This is a genomic window from Bacillus sp. 220_BSPC (assembly GCF_001054655.1).
Taxonomy (GTDB): Bacteria; Bacillota; Bacilli; order Bacillales; family DSM-1321; genus Peribacillus; species Peribacillus frigoritolerans.
In genome coordinates, this window is sequence record NZ_JVPL01000263.1 from 37550 (window position 1) to 55290 (window position 17741).

Consider the following 17741-nt stretch of genomic DNA (forward strand, 5'->3'; position numbering starts at 1 on the left):
TAAAGGGCGATTCATTCCTGGACCAATACCACTTCATCATGTCCGCATTCAGGGCATTTCATGAGATGGGGGCATTGCCCTTTTTGTAGGGATTGAGGGTATCCGTCGTTTTCTTTAAGGATGTCGATATCCATATAAGCACTGTAATCATCAGCATAATCCATGAATTTCCCTTTATCCTCAAGTTCACTGCCGCATTCCGGGCAATCTACATGAATTTTTCTTAGACCGTTGCAAAGCGGGCATATAGACATTGTTTTTCCTCCTGTTCCAGATACTTATGATTTCAGTATTTGTCGATTCCAGTATTTTAACACATGGAAACACCCTCCCTAATGGTAGAGGGAGGGTACTTCCATCCAATTATTTATTAACCATGTTAGCAGGATCGACCCATGCTTTGAATTCATCTTCCGTCAGGAACTCCAGTTTCAACGCCGCTTCTTTTAACGTCGAGTTGTCCTTGAAGGCAGTTTTGGCGATCTTGGCTGCTTTTTCATAACCGATATGCGGGTTCAATGCTGTTACCAGCATAAGGGAACGCTCTACATTTTCTTTGATCTTATCTTCATTTGCAGTGATGCCAACCGCACAATTATCGTTGAAGGAATGAATGCCTTCCGTCAATAATTTGACCGTTTGCAGGAAGTTATAGATGATGACTGGTTTGAACACATTCAATTCAAAGTTACCTTGGCTTGCTGCAAAGCCAATTGTAGCATCGTTACCCACGATTTGTGTCGCAATCATGGTAAGCGCTTCACTTTGGGTCGGATTGACTTTACCTGGCATGATGGAGCTGCCCGGCTCGTTTTCCGGAATGGCAATTTCTCCGATTCCGCTTCTCGGTCCACTTGCAAGCCATCTGACATCGTTCGCAATTTTCATTAAATCCGCCGCCAATGCTTTCAAAGCACCGTGTGCGTAGACGATTTCGTTATGGCTAGTCAATGCATGGAACTTATTATCAGATGTGACAAAAGGATATCCTGTATCCGCTGCAATTTGTTTGGCAGAAAGTCCCGGGAATTCTTTCTTTGTATTGATTCCGGTTCCTACAGCCGTTCCGCCTAGAGCAAGGTTCAATAGTTTTTGGCTGCTTTCCTCAATCATCGCCAAATCTTTATCGAGCATCGCTTTCCAACCGGAAATTTCTTGTCCTAATGTTAAGGGTGTAGCATCTTGAAGATGTGTCCGGCCGATTTTCACGACATCCCAAAATTCTTTTTCTTTTGTATCGAATGTATCACGAAGTGCTTTGATGGCAGGAACCAATTTTTCAGCCACTTCCATAAAGGCTGCAATATGCATGGCAGTCGGGAAAGTATCATTTGAGCTTTGTGCCTTGTTAACATCATCATTCGGGTGAAGGATTTCCGATTCACCATTTTCTTTTAACCATTCATTCCCTTTGTTAGCGACCACTTCATTCACATTCATATTACTTTGCGTACCGCTTCCCGTTTGCCAAACTACAAGCGGGAAATGTTCATCAAGCGTACCTTCAAGGATTTCGCCGCAAATCTTGACGATGGCGTTCTTTTTAACTTCGGAAAGATCACCAAGATCATAGTTCACCTTTGCAGCAGCTTGTTTAACATATGCAAATGCACGAACCAATTCAATCGGCATTTTTTCGTTACCGATTTTGAAATTGTTACGGCTTCTCTCAGTTTGTGCTCCCCAATATTTATCGGCAGGAACTTTCACTTCACCCATCGTATCTCGTTCGATTCTGTATTCCATGTGTTCTCCTCCTAAGTTTGCACTATTCATTGAAGAATTTTTGCATATGAAATGAATAATGTCGGATTATTCTTTCTCTCCATACATTGTACAAACTTTATTATTTTAAAGCAAAAATATCCCGCTGACCCTTTCCATATTTCTGAAAAATCCTAGGCCATTCATATTTAGATGAAAATTTGGATATTCTTTTTTGACACATAAAGTGTAGGCACCGCTAGGCTTCAATTGACCTGGCCATGAACACCAACACATCATCACTCCCAAAATGTCCTTGACAGTATTTTGTATATATAGTAAATTCAAAAGAAATTGAATAATCTAAACTCTTATCGAGAGAGGTAGAGGGAATGGCCCGATGACACCTCAGCAACCTTCATTTGTTTCAAACCAATGAAAAGGTGCTAATTCCACAAGTTTATGAACTTGGAAGATAAGAAGAATGACTCGTCACTATTTAATCAAAGTCTTCTTCTTAAAGAAGACTTTTTTTTATTTTATTTAACTCAAAGGAGCAGTGAAAACCATGTATAAACCTGAAACATATCTTGCTCAATTAGGAAATCGCAGTGAAACGGCGACAGGAACAGTCAATCCGCCGGTATACTTTTCAACAGCTTTTCGCCACGAAGGAATCGGTCAATCGACGGGATTCGACTACACAAGGACAGGTAACCCTACCCGCCAGCTATTGGAGCGATCCATCGCCGATCTGGAAAAAGGAGACCAAGGCTATGCCTGCAGTTCAGGAATGGCCGCCATCTCCACTATACTCGCCCTTTTTAAATCCGGGGATGCGTGGATTGTCAGTGAAGATCTTTATGGCGGTACATATCGGCTGTTAGAACAAGGTTTTAAAAAATGGGGATTGCAGTGTGACTATGTAAACACTTGTTGTTTGGAGGATATCGAAAAATCCATCACTCCTCACACGAAAGCCATCTTCATCGAAACTCCCACTAACCCTCTTATGCAGCAAACGGATATTAGCGCCGTTGCCGCATTGGCTAAACGATATAATTTATTGCTAATCGTTGATAACACTTTTTACACGCCTCTTATTCAACAACCCATCTTGCTTGGAGCGGATATTGTGATCCACAGTGCAACCAAGTATCTCGGTGGTCATAATGATGTGCTCGCCGGACTGATCGTTGCTAGCGGCGCTGAATTATGTGATGCACTTGCCTTCCATCATAATGGCACTGGAGCTGTCTTGAGCCCATTTGATTCTTGGCTGTTGATGCGCGGAATGAAAACCCTGGCATTGCGGATGGAGCGTCATGAAAAGAATGCCAAGATACTTGTAGATTACTTATCGGAGCATGATTGTGTTACGGACGTATTGTATCCAGGCCGAGGCGGCATGATTTCTTTCCGCATCATTGATGAAGCGGCGGTCAACCCATTTTTACAATCGCTCTCATTAATTTCCTTTGCAGAAAGCCTTGGAGGGGTCGAAAGCTTCATCACCTATCCTGCCACACAAACACATGCCGATATACCGCTTGAAGTCAGAACGGCAAACGGGGTTTGTAATCGATTGCTCCGCTTCTCCGTTGGCATCGAGGATAGCGACGATTTGATTGGTGACTTGCAGCAAGCATTCGCACATGTAAAAAGGGAGGCACTACGATGACAGATCATGATTTTAGCTTTGAAACGAAATTACTTCATAATAAATATAAATTCGATCCAGTAACGGGCGGTGTGAGCGTCCCCATTCAGCATGCATCGACTTTCCATCAATCCGATATCGATCAATTCGGCAAATATGACTACAGCAGAAGCGGGAACCCAACTCGCGAGGCACTTGAAGATATCATTGCCGATCTAGAGGAAGGCACTCACGGCTTTGCCTTTTCATCAGGTATGGCTGCCATTTCAACAGCCTTCCTCCTATTGTCTGCCGGAGACCATATCGTCATTTCTGAAGATGTGTATGGCGGAACGTTCAGGATGGTCACAAGCGTATTGAACCGTTTCAATATTGAGCATACCTTCGTTGACATGACGGACCTTGAAAGTGTCAAAGCGGCGGTTCAGCCAAATACCAGGGCCATATACATTGAAACGCCTTCAAATCCGTTACTTAAAGTGACCGATATTCAAGCTGTATGTGATATCGCAAAAAAAGCCGGTGCCTTAAGTTTTGTTGATAATACATTCTTGACGCCCGCATTGCAAAAACCGCTGAATCTGGGCGCTGATGTTGTCCTTCATAGCGCGACGAAGTTTTTATCCGGACATAGTGATGTGGTAGCTGGGCTTGCGGTCGTGAAAGATCCGGAATTGGCGGCAAGACTCGGTTCGCTTCAAAACTCCTTTGGAGCGGTCCTTGGTGTCCAGGATGCCTGGCTCGTAATGAGAGGCTTGAAAACCTTGTCAGTTAGAATGGAACATTCACAAAAAGGGGCAGAAAAGATTGCAGCCTACTTAAATGAGCAGCCCTTGGTGAAAAAAGTGTATTATCCCGGCCTAGCCGATCATCCACAGCACGCCATCCAGAAAGGCCAGTCACTCGGAGCGGGGGCGGTCCTTTCATTTGAATTGGAAAGTGAGGAAATCTTCCGTTCCTTCGTGAACACTGTCGAGCTCCCTGTTTTTGCCGTAAGTCTGGGAGCGGTAGAATCCATATTATCCTACCCGGCCAAAATGTCCCATGCGGCCATGCCTGCTGATGAAAGGGAAAAGCGAGGCATCACGAATAGCTTGCTCCGCCTCTCTGTCGGACTGGAAAATCCGGACGATTTAATCAAGGACTTCGAAGCTGCCCTCGTCAATATTGCCAAAGGGGAAGCAATTGCTGCAAAATGATTTTAAAGTAGTGGGTGCCTCATATTTTATGGGCACCTTTTTTATTCCATCAATAAAAGAAAACCATCGATTTCCCGATGGCCTGACTCTCATTTCTTCATATTATATTTATCCAGGAAGCGATCCACCCGTCCGCCTTTTTCAGCAAACTTCTGCTTTCCTGTATAATAAGGGTGCGTATCCGAGCTGATTTCCACTTTTAATAAGGGATATGTTTGGCCGTCTTCCCAAACGATCGTTTCATTGGACGTCTTAGTGGAGCCTGTCAAAAATTTATACCCACTGTTGGTATCCATGAATACCACTTGTTGATAATCGGGATGAATTTCTTGTTTCACTATTATCACCTCATCGTCAGTATAGGTATATCTTAAACGTAATGATTACTATTATCAATCATTATGCTTGAAGGTACCAAAAGTCGGTACCTTCATTATAGTTTAATCTAGATGATCCACCCTTATTCAATTGTGTTCAGCCAGCCATGCCTTTATGCGGACCTGCCTGCAGTTCATACATTTGATAGTACTTCCCTTTCAGTTCCATTAATTCCTCATGTGTACCTTGCTCAGCAATCCGCCCTTTTTCCAGTACAAGAATTTGGTCGGCATTTTTTATCGTGGAAAGCCTATGTGCAATGATGAAGGTCGTTCTCCCTTTTTTCAGCACTTCCATTCCCTCCTGGATAATTGCCTCGGTTTCGGTGTCGATGCTTGCTGTCGCTTCATCCAAGATCAATATGGCCGGATTGAATGCAAGGGCACGGGCAAAAGAGATTAGCTGACGCTGTCCGGAAGACAGCGTTCCGCCTTTTTCGATCACGGGTTCGTCAAGCCCTAAAGGAAGATGCTTCAGCACTTTGTCCCCCCCGACATCTCTTAATGCTTTTTCAACCATTTCCCTTGTGATGCCTTTATGATTGAGACTGATATTGGAGGCGATGGTACCAGTAAATAAATAGGGGTCCTGAAGGACGATCCCCATATGCTCCCTAAGCGTCTGATGGGGGATATCCAATATATTTCTGCCATCGATTTTGATCTGTCCTTCACTGCTGTCATAAAAGCGGAACAATAAATTCATTATGGAGCTTTTTCCTGAACCGGTGTGGCCAACTAAAGCGACCGTTTCCCCCTGTTTAGCGGAGAAGGAAATGTCCCTTAACACATATTCTTTATCCTTATAACCAAAAGAAACATTTTCGAATTGTACGTTTCCTTTGTATCTGGATATGTTTTCATCGCTGACTGCCAATCCCTTCTCATCCAATAAGCTGAACGTCCTCTCCCCTGCAACAAGCGCCTGTTCAAGATTAGCGAACTGATTGACGATTCCGTGAAGCGGATGTAGCAGGCGGCTGATCAAATCAACAATTGCATACATCATCCCTAAGGAAATGGCCGAACCCGCTGTAAGGGAAATACCGCCGAAATACCAGACGAAGGCCATCAGCGCCAAAACCTTAATGACGCCAATCAAGTTTCCACCCGTCAACGAGTTCAAATGGAGCATTTTATTTTGATAGGAAAAATGCTCCCGGTTCAGATTTTCAAAAGATTGCTTCGTCTCCTTTTCACGTCCAAATGCCTGAATGATGCTCATACCAGAAATGGATTCATTGATCATTCCATTAATATCGCTGACCCGTTCCCGAATGATGTGATTATATTTCGAGGCGAATTTACGGTATACCATCGTCCAGATAACGATGATCGGAATAAGTAGAAGGCCAATGGTACCGACTCGTGGATCCAGAATAAACAAAGCAATTAGAACGCCGAAAATATTAATGGTACTCGAGAAGAAGTTGGCGAGCACGGTTACATATAATTCCCGGATAGCTTCCGTATCATTAGTGACCCTGGCTACAACTTTACCCGCTGGCATATTATCGAAATAACGTATCGGCAAACGGGAAATATGCCTAAATATATCATTTCGCATCTTCTGTATGATTCGGTTCGCCGCTTTCTGTAAATAAAAACTCTGGCCATATTGAAAAATGGAGGAAAGGATGACAAGGCTGAAATAAAAAGCCACAAGCTTAATGATCCGCGGGATTTCCGGTTGATAAAATCCCATCACTTCCTGACTCGTCAATTTCACTGCTTGCGCACGTTGCTCTTTCCCGTCTTTCTTGATGATCAATGATTGGTTCTCCAAGGTTCTGCGCCCATCGATAGGGACAGCTTCATCTACGAAGACAAATTGATTGCCAACCTGCAGAACATGGACTTCCCTGCCTTTCTTCTCACCTTTTGCAAAGTAATCAGCCCGTTTATACCAATTTCCATCATACTTAACTGCATCTTTTCCTTTACCTGCTTCATACCAGGAAGATTCGATGCCAAGTATATGTGAATCGATGATTTTCTTGGCAACGAAAGGACCCGTTAAATCGGCCGCTACCGAAAGAGCAAGCATGATCAGGGCGCCAATGATCAATTTTTTATAAAGGGCAGCATAATTAAAAAGTTTCTTTACGACCTTCATGCCTTCACCTCCGTTCCTTCGTCAACCTGCTGTCGTTCATATTGCTCGCTATACCAGCCATCATTCAGCAGTAAATCCGCATGAGCCCCCTCTTCGATGATCTTTCCGCTGTCCAATACGATAATCCTGTCCGCGTGCTGAACGGCTGATAAGCGGTGGGTTGTGATGATGGTCGTTTTCCCTGCCCGTTCATTTTGGATATTTTCGATGATCGTCGTTTCCGTTTTTGCATCGACAGCGGATAAGGAATCATCCAATATAAGGATTTCCGGATTTTTGATCAATGCCCTGGCAATCGAGATCCTCTGCTTTTGCCCACCGGACAGAGCGACACCCTTCTCACCGACAAGTGTCTCTAGACGGTTTGGCAGCATCATTAAGTCCTTCTCAAAATCCGCAAGCCGGATGGCTTCAGCCAGTTCATCTTCCGTTGCATCCATTTTACCGAATAAGATATTTTCCCTAACAGTCTTCGAGAATAAAAAATGGTCCTGTGGAACATACCCGATCCATTCACGGATATCTTCAAGGTGCAGTTGCTCCAGCGGCTTGCCTGCAAAAGCGATTTCACCTGTTCCTAAAGGATATTCCCGCAGCAATTGCTTCACGAATGTCGTTTTTCCACTACCTGTTTTCCCCACTATCCCCAATGTTTGACCGCGGTCAAGCTGAACGGAAATATCGGATAGATTCACAACCGTTGAGGAGGGGTATGTAAAATGCACTGAATTGAATTGGATATTCCCCGGGTTCGTAATACTCTCCAGCCCCATTGAATTCTTCACATCCGCTTCATACGAAAGGGTATCCTGAACACGGTCTAGCGAAGCATTTCCCCTTTGCATGACATTGATCAGTTCACCCACTGCGATCATCGGCCAGATTAACATGCCTAGGTACACATTGAACGAAACAAGTCCGCCAAGCGTTATGGCCTGTTGAAACACAAGATAAGCCCCATAGCCCAACCCGATTAAATAACTGATGCCAATGATAATGCTGATCGTCGGATCAAAGAGGGCGTCGATCCTTGCCACGGCTAGGTTTTTGCGATATACATCCTCGGTCATTTCCTCAAATCGCTTTTCATCTTCCCGTTCCTGGACATAGGCCCGGATAACACGGACACCGGAAATGGATTCCAGGACCTTGTCATTTAAAGTGCCAAAGGCTGCTTGTGCATCCGTAAAACGTTTGTAAATTTTCTTCACGTAAATTTGCATCAGCACTGCCATGATCGGAAGCGGCAGCACCGCCGCAATCGTTAACTGCCAGCTGATCGTGGCTCCCATCATGACCACTACCGTGATGGTGAACAGCACCGCGTCAACGAGGGTCAATATCCCGAAACCAGCTGTGAGGGATATGGCCTTTAAATCATTGGTTGCCCTTGCCATTAAATCTCCTGTACGGTTTTTTTCATAAAAACTCGGCGTCATTTTCAGCAAATGTCCCATAAATCCTGACCTTAGTTTCCGTTCGACCAAGTTTCCGCCGCCGAATAACAGATAACTCCATAAGTAACCAAATAGGTAACTGCCGATCAGTACCATGAGCAAATAAATAACGTATTTCATGACCCCTTCCTGCGTCATGCTGCCATTGTTCATATCATCGATGGCATTCCCGACAAGTTTTGGCGGGATAACCTCCAAGATATTCACTAGACATAGAAATAAAATCGCCAAGGTGTAACGCTGCCACTGTTCTTTAAAGAACCAGGACAGCTTTTTAAAAATCGCAAACATGAATTCCCCTCCCTTTTGGTTCAACCTTTCACTCGCTAACCGCTTTCTGGATCTCCTGGCTGCAATAAGATTTCCAATGTTTTTTGTCTCATTTATAGTTCCTCCTATCCTTTATATGGAAAGGGTGCTAATGCACCTGGATCCAAAATGCCAAAAAGCCCCCGCCAATTAGCGGAAGCTTTTTTAGATGCGTAATAACACATATAAAAGCGCAGGCCGCGAAAATTCCACAACCTGCGCTTTAAAATCATGAATGGAAACGAGGAATCCTATGTCTGGAAAGACAAGGTCTCAGGGCAGGCGGACGTATGATATTCAATTGTGACATCACTGTGCTTAACTGATTTAGTCATGACGTTCGCCTCCTTTTCCATTGATTAATGGTAATTTTTAACTTGTTTTTAAAGATTACTACGTTTGCATATTTTTGTCAATTGTGACTTTTCTAGATTATTGATGGATAATCCTTTATTCTAATAAGAATGACGCAACCTAAGGAGGTTCAGCATATGCAATGGAGAAAATATATACTCCTGGCGGTTCCCTTTTTATTATCAGCCATTTTCATCTTATTTGCCGTACCGGTCCAATATAGATTTTTATCCTTCATTCCTGTGTTTCTTTTCTGGATAGTTTATTATATTTTATTGTACCGGGAAAAGAAGAAAAAAAGATGACATCACCTTGGGGGCGTTGCAAATGCAACGCCCCTTTCTTGACGGCCCTGCATATAATGATCGAAAAACATTCGTGGTGAAATGTATGATTTCCCAATATTTTCAAAAGCTGTTGGGTAAACACCCTGCCAAAACCAAACCGATCATCGATTCTGAAAGATATGACACGCTAAAATCCCGTTTGCAAAAAGAGCTCTTTCAGCCTGTTGATGAGTCAAAAGCTTTTTTCCCCGAGGAAGCCGCCCTGATAAAAAGCATTCGAACCGAAACGGCTGCCTTGAACCGGAACAATATCACAAGAACACAAGCCTATCTTGCCTTTTACAATCGCAATCCAGAGATCCATTGGGCCTTTTTAGCACATATGGTTTCGAGGAATGGCGGATACCATATGACTGACTTGAAAAGTTCAAACATGACCCATCTCCTTGACAGAGCGGAACGGCAGAAATTTTTCCTTTTCCTTGAGCGTGCCAATTCAGCCATATTTGCAGATGCCTTCCCCCAGCTTCTTTTATATGAACATTCTAAACAAAAAGAACTTCCGTTAAGAAGGTATTTACCAGTATTCCGCATTTCAAGATTCATGGCCCCGATTTGGGAATCTTTCATCGAAGAGCCCCATTCACCCCTTTTGACAACGGCCCTTATCATTAATGAACAAAGAATGCTTCAGGAAAGGATATTAAAACGCACCCGTCATGGTGAAATCCTCCGCAGGCTTGATTTTCAGCTTCAGGAATACTTAGGCTTCATGAAAGTGATCTTTCCTTATGCAAACAAGCAAAAAGGACTTCATTCCTTGACAGGACTTACCGTCGAACGCTTTGCCGACCCGAAACAGCGCATTGCAACGGGGAAATTATTATATGGGCTTCTTTTTCAGCATCCGGTGGTTTTTCGCGGTGTTGGCCATTTTACAAAAGAGATTTCCCACACGGGTTCCAGGGAGGATTACTGGGCAAGCATATATACCTCTGATGGATCCACGTCAAAAGTTGATAAAATCTACAGCCCCACTCTTCATGATGCATGGAAAGATCAACTATTCTTTCCTCCCCATTCCTTTGATTGGTTCACGAATGAAAGCTTCATGGAAGATTTACGAAGTTTACCGATCATTAAAAAGGAGGACCTGACCAACGAGGTGCTAGAAAATGTCAAGCAGCTCAAAACCCTTAACGAAATGAAAGCCATTTTCTAGCATGATGCCTCTTACCTTGAATATCCCATCCGCCATTTGGCAAGAATGGTTAGCAAAAAGAATGGGTGAATCAAATGAGAGGCATTGTACTATTGAATCCAAATTACAAAATTGGGGATTTACATACGGATGAAAGCTTGGCAATCCAAAAGATCGTGACGGACAGGTATATGGAAGAGAATAATATTTCCCCGGTCATACTCAATCCGTATCAAATCCACCCTTATTACACCATCCCGCATGAGCTTCTATCCAATTTACAAAGTAAAAAAACGGGGCAAATCGATTGCCTTGTGCTTCACTCCCTGGAAACCATTGAACGCTTCAACTATATTTACCCTGAAAAATGGTATGAGCTATGCGGATATTTCAAAGGGATTATCAGTGTCACGACTCAAACTCCCGTTAGGAAATATGAAGCAAAATAAAATCATGGTACTTAAGTCGCTGTAGTGAATTAGGGTTATAGTCATTAATCGTTCATGTACAAGACTTCTTTCCAAGTACCTTGATTTATGCTCCCCTTTTTTATATGAGCACCCCAACCACGCATCCCTACTAATGATTGCCGCTGTACCGCTTCTTCCTCTATTTATCTATTATATCAATTTTCCCAATTATAAGATTACTAGGAATTATATAACTTCAAAACATTCTTTTGGAAATATAGATAAATTTACGGATAAAGCATAGAAAAATAAGTTAATTTTATATATCATTGGAGATAGGAATTTTCTTATTTTTTACTTTTACTAGAAAGGAATGTTAATGATGGCCAAAGAAAAAAAGAAAAAAACCCCAATTCCTTTCCGACTGAACTTCATGTTCTTTTTAATATTCATTTTATTTTCAAGCTTAATAATCCGGCTTGGCATCGTCCAAATCGTGTATGGGGATGATTACCTCCGCGAAGTCGACCGAACGGAAAACGATGTGGCCAATACCCCCGTTCCCCGTGGTAAGATGTATGACCGGAACTTGAATCCGGTCGTTGATAATGAGCCGCGTAATGCCATCACCTATACGAAATACCCGAATACGAAAACGGCCGATATGGTGAAGACGGCAGAGGTCCTTGCCACCTTGATAGAAAAGGATACCAAAAAGGTAACCCTGCCGGATAAAAAGGATTTTTGGATTTTAAAGCATCCAAAAGAGGCCGAAGCCTTGATCACCAAGGCCGAGAAGAAGAAGGTCATCGAAAAGAAACTGGAGCAAAAAGATTTATACAAACTTCAAATGGAGCGGGTAACCGATGAGAATATAAAGGAATTCTCAAAGGATGAATTGGAAGTGATTGCCATCTTCCGGGAATTCAATAGCGGCTATGCCCTCGCACCGTCGATCGTGAAGAATAAAGATGTCACCACTAAGGAATTCGCCAGGGTCAGCGAACATTTGGATGAAATGCCAGGTGTGGATGTAACGACGGATTGGGAAAGGACCTATAAGTATGACGAGACCCTCCGCTCGGTTCTTGGCAAGGTCTCTTCTTCCGAAGAAGGCATTCCCAGTGAAAATATCGACTATTACCTGGCACGCGACTATACCAGAAATGACCGGGTCGGAAAAAGTTATATTGAAAAGCAATATGAAGATGTCCTCCGCGGTCAAAAGACGCGGATTGAAAATGTGCTGAGCAAAGGGGAAGTCATCAAAACGAATACCCTCACTGAAGGGCAAAGCGGAAAGGACTTGGTCCTTACAATTGATATGGAGCTGCAGCAGCAGGTTGAAAAAATCATCGAGAACGAATTGCGCAAAACCAAGGCTAAGGGAAATACCTACTTATTGGATCGTGCCTTCGTCGTTTTAATGGACCCGAATACAGGCGAGGTTCTTACGATGGCCGGCAGGCAATACGGCCGCAACAGTAAGACAGGATTGACCGAAATGAACGATTTCGCCCTTGGAAACATTACGACCTCCTATACGATGGGGTCATCTGTTAAAGGAGCCACTGTCTATACAGGCTTTCAGACAGGAGCCATCGCACCAGGGTCAGCTTTCTTTGACAGAAAACTCCTTTTAGCAGGGGCTAAACCCAAAGGATCTTATAGTGATTTGGGTTATGTAACCGATGTTTCCGCGTTAAAGAAATCGTCGAATGTCTATATGTTCATGACGGCAATCAAAATTGCCGGCGGTCATTATATCCCTAACCGGCCGTTAGGAATCAACCGGGAAGCTTATTCCATCATGCGGAATCATTATGCCCAATTTGGCTTGGGTGTCCGCACAGGCATCGACCTGCCAAATGAATCCGTAGGGTTTAAAGGAGTCGATATGTCAACAGACGGATTGTTGCTGGATTTATCGATTGGCCAGTATGATACATATACCCCCATGCAATTGGCACAGTATGTTTCGACGATTGCAAATGGCGGAAAAAGGCTAGAGCCACATATGGTCAGGGAAATCAGGAATCCATCCAACGAACACAATGAATTGGGCAGCGTCTTTAAAACGATGAGTCCCAAAGTGTTAAACGATTTAGGCGGGAAGGACGTTTGGTTGCAGCGTGTCCAGGAAGGATTCAGGCAGGTCGCCCAGGAGCCAGGCGGGACGGCATATAAATACTTCGGCGGGAAGTCTTACCGTGCGGCAGCAAAAACGGGTACTGCCGAGGCCTTTTATGACGGACCGCGGAGGAATCAATATAGCGCGCCAGTCCCGACTATCAATTTGACGCTTGTAGGTTATGCACCTCACAATAATCCGGAAGTGGCATTTTCTGTCGTCGTGCCATGGGTGTATCAAGGCCAGCCCTCTGATGATATTAACAAACGGATCGGGCGGGACGTAATGGACGCCTACTTTAAATTGAAGGAAAAAAGAGCAAAAGGTGAATCTGATGCAGATAAAGCAGTAGAAAGCACTCAATGATGAATACAAAAAAGGCCTGCTCGATTACGAGCAGGCCTTTTTATGATGCCCATTCATTCCAGCTTTTGAACGAATTCCTTATAAAGGGCCCTAAGGGCATCTCCCCTGCTGATGATGCCGACGACTTTATCATTTTTGTCCACGACGGGGATTTTCTTGAAATGATGCTTGGAAAGGACCTTTATCAATTCATCTAGCGGATCTTCGGGAGATAGCTTTGTAATCCTTTTATTTTTAATGATTTGTGAGACTTTATCATTCATTTTGGATGTAACCTTTTCATCCAATTCTTCACCGGGGAGAACCGTAATGTAGGTGAAATACCCCATGATGGCTTCCTCTGCAGGTGTCAAGTAACGAAGGATATCCCCGTCCGTCACCATTCCCAATAGCTTATCATGTTCATCCACGACGGGGACCCCGCCCACTTTATTATCGATCAAGATCCGCAGAATTTCCTTTAATGTAAAATCAGGACGGGCTACAAAGACTTCCCTTATCATGAAATCCTTAACTAACATATTACCACCCCTTTTTTAAGTTTGTACGTTCTGTATTCTTCTCTCCCCTATTAATACCCTTACTTACTCTATTTAAAAACCCTTGCCGCCTGAACTGCCTTTTTCCAGCCATTATATAAATCCTTCCGTTCCTGTTCTTCCATCTCGGGTTCGAATTTCTTTTCGACTGCCCATAGCTTTGAAATCTCTTCCTGACTTTCCCAATATCCGACAGCGAGCCCCGCCAAATACGCCGCTCCTAACGCTGTCGTTTCACTAATAATGGGTCTTTCGACTGGTACATTCAGGAGGCCGCTTTGGAATTCCATCAAGAAGTTGTTTTTGACAACCCCGCCATCGACCCTCAATGCCTTTAGGTTAATCCCTGAATCGTCTTCCATGGCGCTTAGGACATCTTTTGTCTGGTAGGCCAATGCTTCCAAAGTTGCCCGGACGAAATGCTCCTTCGATGTTCCCCTTGTCAGTCCGAATATAGCTCCCCTGACATCACTATCCCAATAAGGGGTGCCTAATCCAACAAATGCGGGAACTACATAGACACCATCGGCTGAAGTGACCCGCAAAGCATACTTTTCACTGTCTTTCGGATCATGCAAGAGTTTCAGTCCATCCCTTAACCATTGTATGGCCGAACCTGCGACAAAAATACTTCCTTCCAAGGCATATTCGACTTTTCCATTCAGCCCCCAGGCAATCGTGGTCAACAGGCCATGCTCTGATTTCACTGCCTTTTCTCCTGTGTTCATCAGCATGAAGCATCCGGTGCCATACGTATTCTTAGCCATTCCTTTTTCAAAGCATTCTTGGCCGAACAATGCGGCCTGTTGATCTCCCGCTGCTCCGGCAATCGGGACTTCGTGCCCAAAGAAATGGTGTGGTGCTGTTTTCCCGTATACCTCCGATGAAGAACGAACATCCGGAAGCATCGACCGCGGAACTTGCAAAATTTCCAGCAGCTCTTCGTCCCACTTCAGGTCATGAATGTTATACATCAGCGTCCTTGAGGCATTCGAATAATCGGTTACATGTGATTTACCACCCGAAAGTTTCCATATCAGCCACGTATCGATCGTACCAAACAATAAGTCTCCGTTTTCAGCCTTTTCCCGTGCCCCATCTACATGGTCGAGAATCCATTTCACCTTCGTTCCGGAAAAATATGCATCAATCAATAATCCGGTTTTCTGCAAAAATAAGTCATCGAGGCCTTCACCCTTCAATTGCGTACAAATTTCGCTAGTCTGCCGGGATTGCCAGACGATGGCATGATGAATCGGCTGACCTGTTTCCTTATCCCATACCACAGTCGTCTCCCGTTGATTCGTTATGCCAATTCCAGCGATCTGTTCAGGCCTTACATTCATTTCCGATAGACAGGAAGCGATTACCGATAGGATGGAACCCCAAATTTCATTGGCGTTATGCTCCACCCATCCTGGATTCGGAAAATATTGGGTGAATTCCTTTTGGGCAATATGCAAAACTTCCCCGCTTTTATTAAATAAAATGGCCCGGGAACTTGTCGTTCCCTGGTCCAATGATAGTATGTAAGTCTCCACGGCTGTCTCCTCCTGCACTTAAGAAAAGGTTCATTTCAGCTTAAGTGTCATGCTGTTTTTTCTTTCTTCATTTTACTAGATATACCCGTGAAAACAAAAAATATATAAACTACAGCAGAAAACTGAAAAATATTGGCAGGTTAAGAGTTTATCTTTTACAATGAAAATAAGATTGATAGGAGGAATGGAAAATGAATAATCATGAAATAGATTTTAAGTTATATGGAGATGACATGCAGTTTGTTGAAGTGGAATTGGATCCTCAGGAAACGGTGATTGCCGAAGCTGGAAGCTTAATGATGATGGAAGATCAAATCAAGATGGAAACCATCTTTGGTGATGGGTCTTCAAATGGTGACAGCGGAATGATGGGTAAGCTATTCGGGGCCGGGAAACGGCTACTTACTGGTGAGAGTCTTTTCATGACGGCTTTTACGAATGAAGGACGAGATAAAAAACACGTTTCATTCGCATCGCCATATCCAGGTAAAATCATCCCGATGGATTTAAGCGAGCTGGGCGGGAAAATCATATGTCAAAAAGACGCGTTCCTGGCGGCCGCAAAAGGCGTTTCAGTCGGAATTGAGTTTCAAAGAAAGATAGGGGCAGGCTTCTTTGGCGGTGAAGGGTTCATCATGCAAAAACTTGAAGGAGATGGAATGACCTTCGTTCATGCCGGCGGCACGATCCATAAAAAGGAATTGGCTGCAGGAGAGATCTTACGTGTCGATACAGGATGTTTAGTAGCAATGACTAGCGGGGTAGATTATAATATTGAAACTGTAAAGGGCGTGAAAACCGCTTTGTTCGGCGGCGAAGGTTTATTCTTTGCAACATTAAAAGGACCCGGAACAGTCTGGGTGCAATCTTTGCCATTCAGCCGGCTTGCCAGCCGTGTATTTGCTGCAGCCCCGCAAAATGGAGGATCATCCGAAGAAGGCAGCGTAGCTAGAGGCTTATTCAATTTATTCAACGATAAATAAGAACCGGACCAATGGCTGCCATCCTGGCAGTCATTGATCTTTTTGAAAAGGATGGGTAGCTACATGCAGCTTGTTAAGTGGTCCTACATGAGACGCTATAATATCAGGGCAATTTTTGATCCATTCCCGAATTCGCCTGTTATTTTCCGAAAAATAAGAGATTACTATTTTGTTTATACCGTTCACTGGACAGCTGCCGATGCCCCTATCGGCATAAAAGAGCTTGAAGAAATGGAACAGCTGCTCAACCGTGAGCTCGGGACTGAACTGCAATATCTCTGCCGAAAAAAATGAGTTACTCCTCGTATATCATTTTTCTTGTCATGCCTCCATCGACGATAAGATCCTCACCCGTAACGAAATTATTTTCCGTTGCCGTCAAATAAAGACAGGCCCTTGCAATATCGTCGGGTTTGCCAACCCGATTGGAAAAATGCTGCTGGTGATCTTCATCCCTCAGCGATTCATAATCTCCCGTTTCAATCCACCCCGGAGAAATCGAATTGACCGTAATTTTCTCTTTGCCTAAAGAAGCGGCAAGTGCATGTGTCAGTGCTTTGATCCCTCCTTTGGTTGCTGCATATGATTCCGAATCAGGTTCAGACATCATCGCTCTGGTTGATGCTATATTGATGATCGCACCTCCCCTTTCATTTTTCCGCATCGATTCTGCCGCGGCCCGGGAACAAAGGAAAACACTGCGCAAATTCGTATTCATCATATCGTCCCATTCCTCTATCGTCAGATCATAAAGCGATTTGAATAATGCCTTTCCTGCATTATTGATCAATATATGAATGGTCTTGTATGTTTTTAGCGTTACATCCATCAATTGTTGAATGTCAGCTTCCTTGCGTACATCCGTTTTAACGAAAATGGCTTCATGACCGTTACTTTTGAGCTGTTCCACACACAGAAGTCCTTCCCGCTCGTCCAAATCTGCGAGAACGACTGAAGCGCCGCTTTCTGCATATCCCTTTGCCACGCCTCTCCCTATCCCATTCGAAGCACCTGTTACAATCACCGTTTTATTTTTGAAATCCATTATTCCAACCTCACTTTCAAGCCGCTTTTCCCTATCATAATATCCAATCCGCTCCACTTCAA

General features: G+C 43.8%; 16 protein-coding genes and 1 riboswitch. Of the genes, 8 read left to right on the top strand and 8 right to left on the bottom strand.

Going from position 1 to position 17741, the window contains the following annotated elements; all coding sequences use genetic code 11:
• Positions 1-11 precede the first annotated feature (11 nt).
• Complete coding sequence (locus ADA55_RS21100; protein WP_034314767.1) at positions 12-254, bottom strand: hypothetical protein; 243 nt, start codon at positions 252-254, stop codon at positions 12-14.
• 109 nt (positions 255-363) lie between these two features.
• Complete coding sequence (gene fumC / locus ADA55_RS21105) at positions 364-1746, bottom strand: class II fumarate hydratase (RefSeq protein ID WP_048687419.1); 1383 nt, start codon at positions 1744-1746, stop codon at positions 364-366.
• A gap of 326 nt (positions 1747-2072) precedes the next feature.
• A riboswitch (SAM riboswitch) is annotated at positions 2073-2186 on the top strand.
• A gap of 86 nt (positions 2187-2272) precedes the next feature.
• On the opposite strand from fumC, the gene ADA55_RS21110 reads away from it, so the two are divergent.
• Together ADA55_RS21110 and metC are read left to right on the top strand one after the other, a co-directional pair.
• A complete protein-coding gene (locus ADA55_RS21110; RefSeq protein ID WP_048687421.1) occupies positions 2273-3385 on the top strand; it encodes a methionine biosynthesis PLP-dependent protein in 1113 nt (370 codons plus the stop codon).
• Positions 3382-4563 (top strand): cystathionine beta-lyase, encoded by a 1182-nt coding sequence (metC, locus tag ADA55_RS21115; RefSeq protein WP_048687422.1) that lies wholly within the window; start codon positions 3382-3384, stop codon positions 4561-4563. Before ADA55_RS21110 ends, metC begins: the two co-directional genes overlap by 4 nt.
• Positions 4564-4652: 89 nt before the next feature.
• Here the strand turns inward: metC and ADA55_RS21120 are convergent, their stop codons facing one another.
• From ADA55_RS21120 to ADA55_RS21130, 3 genes are all read right to left on the bottom strand, one after another.
• Entirely contained in the window at positions 4653-4901 is a 249-nt protein-coding gene (locus tag ADA55_RS21120) for a type B 50S ribosomal protein L31 (RefSeq protein WP_034314776.1), read from the bottom strand.
• A 136-nt stretch (positions 4902-5037) separates the two neighbouring features.
• On the bottom strand, positions 5038-7056 hold the full coding sequence (locus ADA55_RS21125) for an ABC transporter ATP-binding protein (RefSeq protein ID WP_048687425.1): 2019 nt from the start codon (positions 7054-7056) through the stop codon (positions 5038-5040).
• Complete coding sequence (locus ADA55_RS21130) at positions 7053-8804, bottom strand: ABC transporter ATP-binding protein (RefSeq protein WP_048687427.1); 1752 nt, start codon at positions 8802-8804, stop codon at positions 7053-7055. Before ADA55_RS21130 ends, ADA55_RS21125 begins: the two co-directional genes overlap by 4 nt.
• Before the next feature lie 509 nt (positions 8805-9313).
• Between ADA55_RS21130 and ADA55_RS29570 the strand changes: the two genes are divergently transcribed.
• The 4 genes from ADA55_RS29570 (at position 9314) to ADA55_RS21145 (ending at position 13571) form a co-directional block, all read left to right on the top strand.
• On the top strand, positions 9314-9481 hold the full coding sequence (locus ADA55_RS29570) for a hypothetical protein (protein ID WP_153246154.1): 168 nt from the start codon (positions 9314-9316) through the stop codon (positions 9479-9481).
• 22 nt (positions 9482-9503) lie between these two features.
• Positions 9504-10685, top strand: a complete 1182-nt coding sequence (locus tag ADA55_RS21135) for a DUF2515 family protein (RefSeq protein ID WP_048687428.1) — start codon at positions 9504-9506, stop codon at positions 10683-10685.
• Between the two features lie 74 nt (positions 10686-10759).
• Positions 10760-11113 (top strand): hypothetical protein, encoded by a 354-nt coding sequence (locus tag ADA55_RS21140; protein WP_048687430.1) that lies wholly within the window; start codon positions 10760-10762, stop codon positions 11111-11113.
• A gap of 343 nt (positions 11114-11456) precedes the next feature.
• Entirely contained in the window at positions 11457-13571 is a 2115-nt protein-coding gene (locus ADA55_RS21145) for a peptidoglycan D,D-transpeptidase FtsI family protein (RefSeq protein ID WP_034314785.1), read from the top strand.
• 53 nt (positions 13572-13624) lie between these two features.
• On the opposite strand, the gene ADA55_RS21150 is transcribed toward ADA55_RS21145, so the two are convergent.
• Positions 13625-14092, bottom strand: coding sequence for a CBS domain-containing protein (locus ADA55_RS21150; RefSeq protein WP_034314788.1), 468 nt, complete (start codon positions 14090-14092; stop codon positions 13625-13627).
• Positions 14093-14160: 68 nt separating this feature from the next.
• A complete protein-coding gene (gene glpK / locus ADA55_RS21155) occupies positions 14161-15651 on the bottom strand; it encodes a glycerol kinase GlpK (RefSeq protein ID WP_048687432.1) in 1491 nt (496 codons plus the stop codon).
• A 191-nt stretch (positions 15652-15842) separates the two neighbouring features.
• Between glpK and ADA55_RS21160 the strand changes: the two genes are divergently transcribed.
• Positions 15843-16634 (top strand): TIGR00266 family protein, encoded by a 792-nt coding sequence (locus tag ADA55_RS21160; protein ID WP_048687434.1) that lies wholly within the window; start codon positions 15843-15845, stop codon positions 16632-16634.
• Positions 16635-16721: 87 nt separating this feature from the next.
• A complete protein-coding gene (locus tag ADA55_RS21165) occupies positions 16722-16928 on the top strand; it encodes a hypothetical protein (protein ID WP_226990521.1) in 207 nt (68 codons plus the stop codon).
• A gap of 1 nt (position 16929) precedes the next feature.
• Here the strand turns inward: ADA55_RS21165 and ADA55_RS21170 are convergent, their stop codons facing one another.
• A complete protein-coding gene (locus ADA55_RS21170; protein ID WP_048687466.1) occupies positions 16930-17679 on the bottom strand; it encodes a glucose 1-dehydrogenase in 750 nt (249 codons plus the stop codon).
• Positions 17680-17741 lie beyond the last annotated feature (62 nt).

Bases quoted from the DNA above. Each gene is read 5' to 3' on its own strand.
- ADA55_RS21125 (WP_048687425.1), bottom strand. From the start codon at position 7,056: ATGAAGGTCGTAAAGAAACTTTTTAATTATGCTGCCCTTTATAAAAAA.
- fumC (WP_048687419.1), bottom strand. From the start codon at position 1,746: ATGGAATACAGAATCGAACGAGATACGATGGGTGAAGTGAAAGTTCCT.
- metC (WP_048687422.1), top strand. From the start codon at position 3,382: ATGACAGATCATGATTTTAGCTTTGAAACGAAATTACTTCATAATAAA.
- ADA55_RS21110 (WP_048687421.1), top strand. From the start codon at position 2,273: ATGTATAAACCTGAAACATATCTTGCTCAATTAGGAAATCGCAGTGAA.
- ADA55_RS21165 (WP_226990521.1), top strand. From the start codon at position 16,722: ATGAGACGCTATAATATCAGGGCAATTTTTGATCCATTCCCGAATTCG.
- ADA55_RS21140 (WP_048687430.1), top strand. From the start codon at position 10,760: ATGAGAGGCATTGTACTATTGAATCCAAATTACAAAATTGGGGATTTA.
- ADA55_RS21100 (WP_034314767.1), bottom strand. From the start codon at position 254: ATGTCTATATGCCCGCTTTGCAACGGTCTAAGAAAAATTCATGTAGAT.
- ADA55_RS29570 (WP_153246154.1), top strand. From the start codon at position 9,314: ATGCAATGGAGAAAATATATACTCCTGGCGGTTCCCTTTTTATTATCA.
- ADA55_RS21130 (WP_048687427.1), bottom strand. From the start codon at position 8,804: ATGTTTGCGATTTTTAAAAAGCTGTCCTGGTTCTTTAAAGAACAGTGG.
- ADA55_RS21135 (WP_048687428.1), top strand. From the start codon at position 9,504: ATGCAACGCCCCTTTCTTGACGGCCCTGCATATAATGATCGAAAAACA.
- ADA55_RS21170 (WP_048687466.1), bottom strand. From the start codon at position 17,679: ATGGATTTCAAAAATAAAACGGTGATTGTAACAGGTGCTTCGAATGGG.
- ADA55_RS21150 (WP_034314788.1), bottom strand. From the start codon at position 14,092: ATGTTAGTTAAGGATTTCATGATAAGGGAAGTCTTTGTAGCCCGTCCT.
- ADA55_RS21145 (WP_034314785.1), top strand. From the start codon at position 11,457: ATGGCCAAAGAAAAAAAGAAAAAAACCCCAATTCCTTTCCGACTGAAC.
- ADA55_RS21160 (WP_048687434.1), top strand. From the start codon at position 15,843: ATGAATAATCATGAAATAGATTTTAAGTTATATGGAGATGACATGCAG.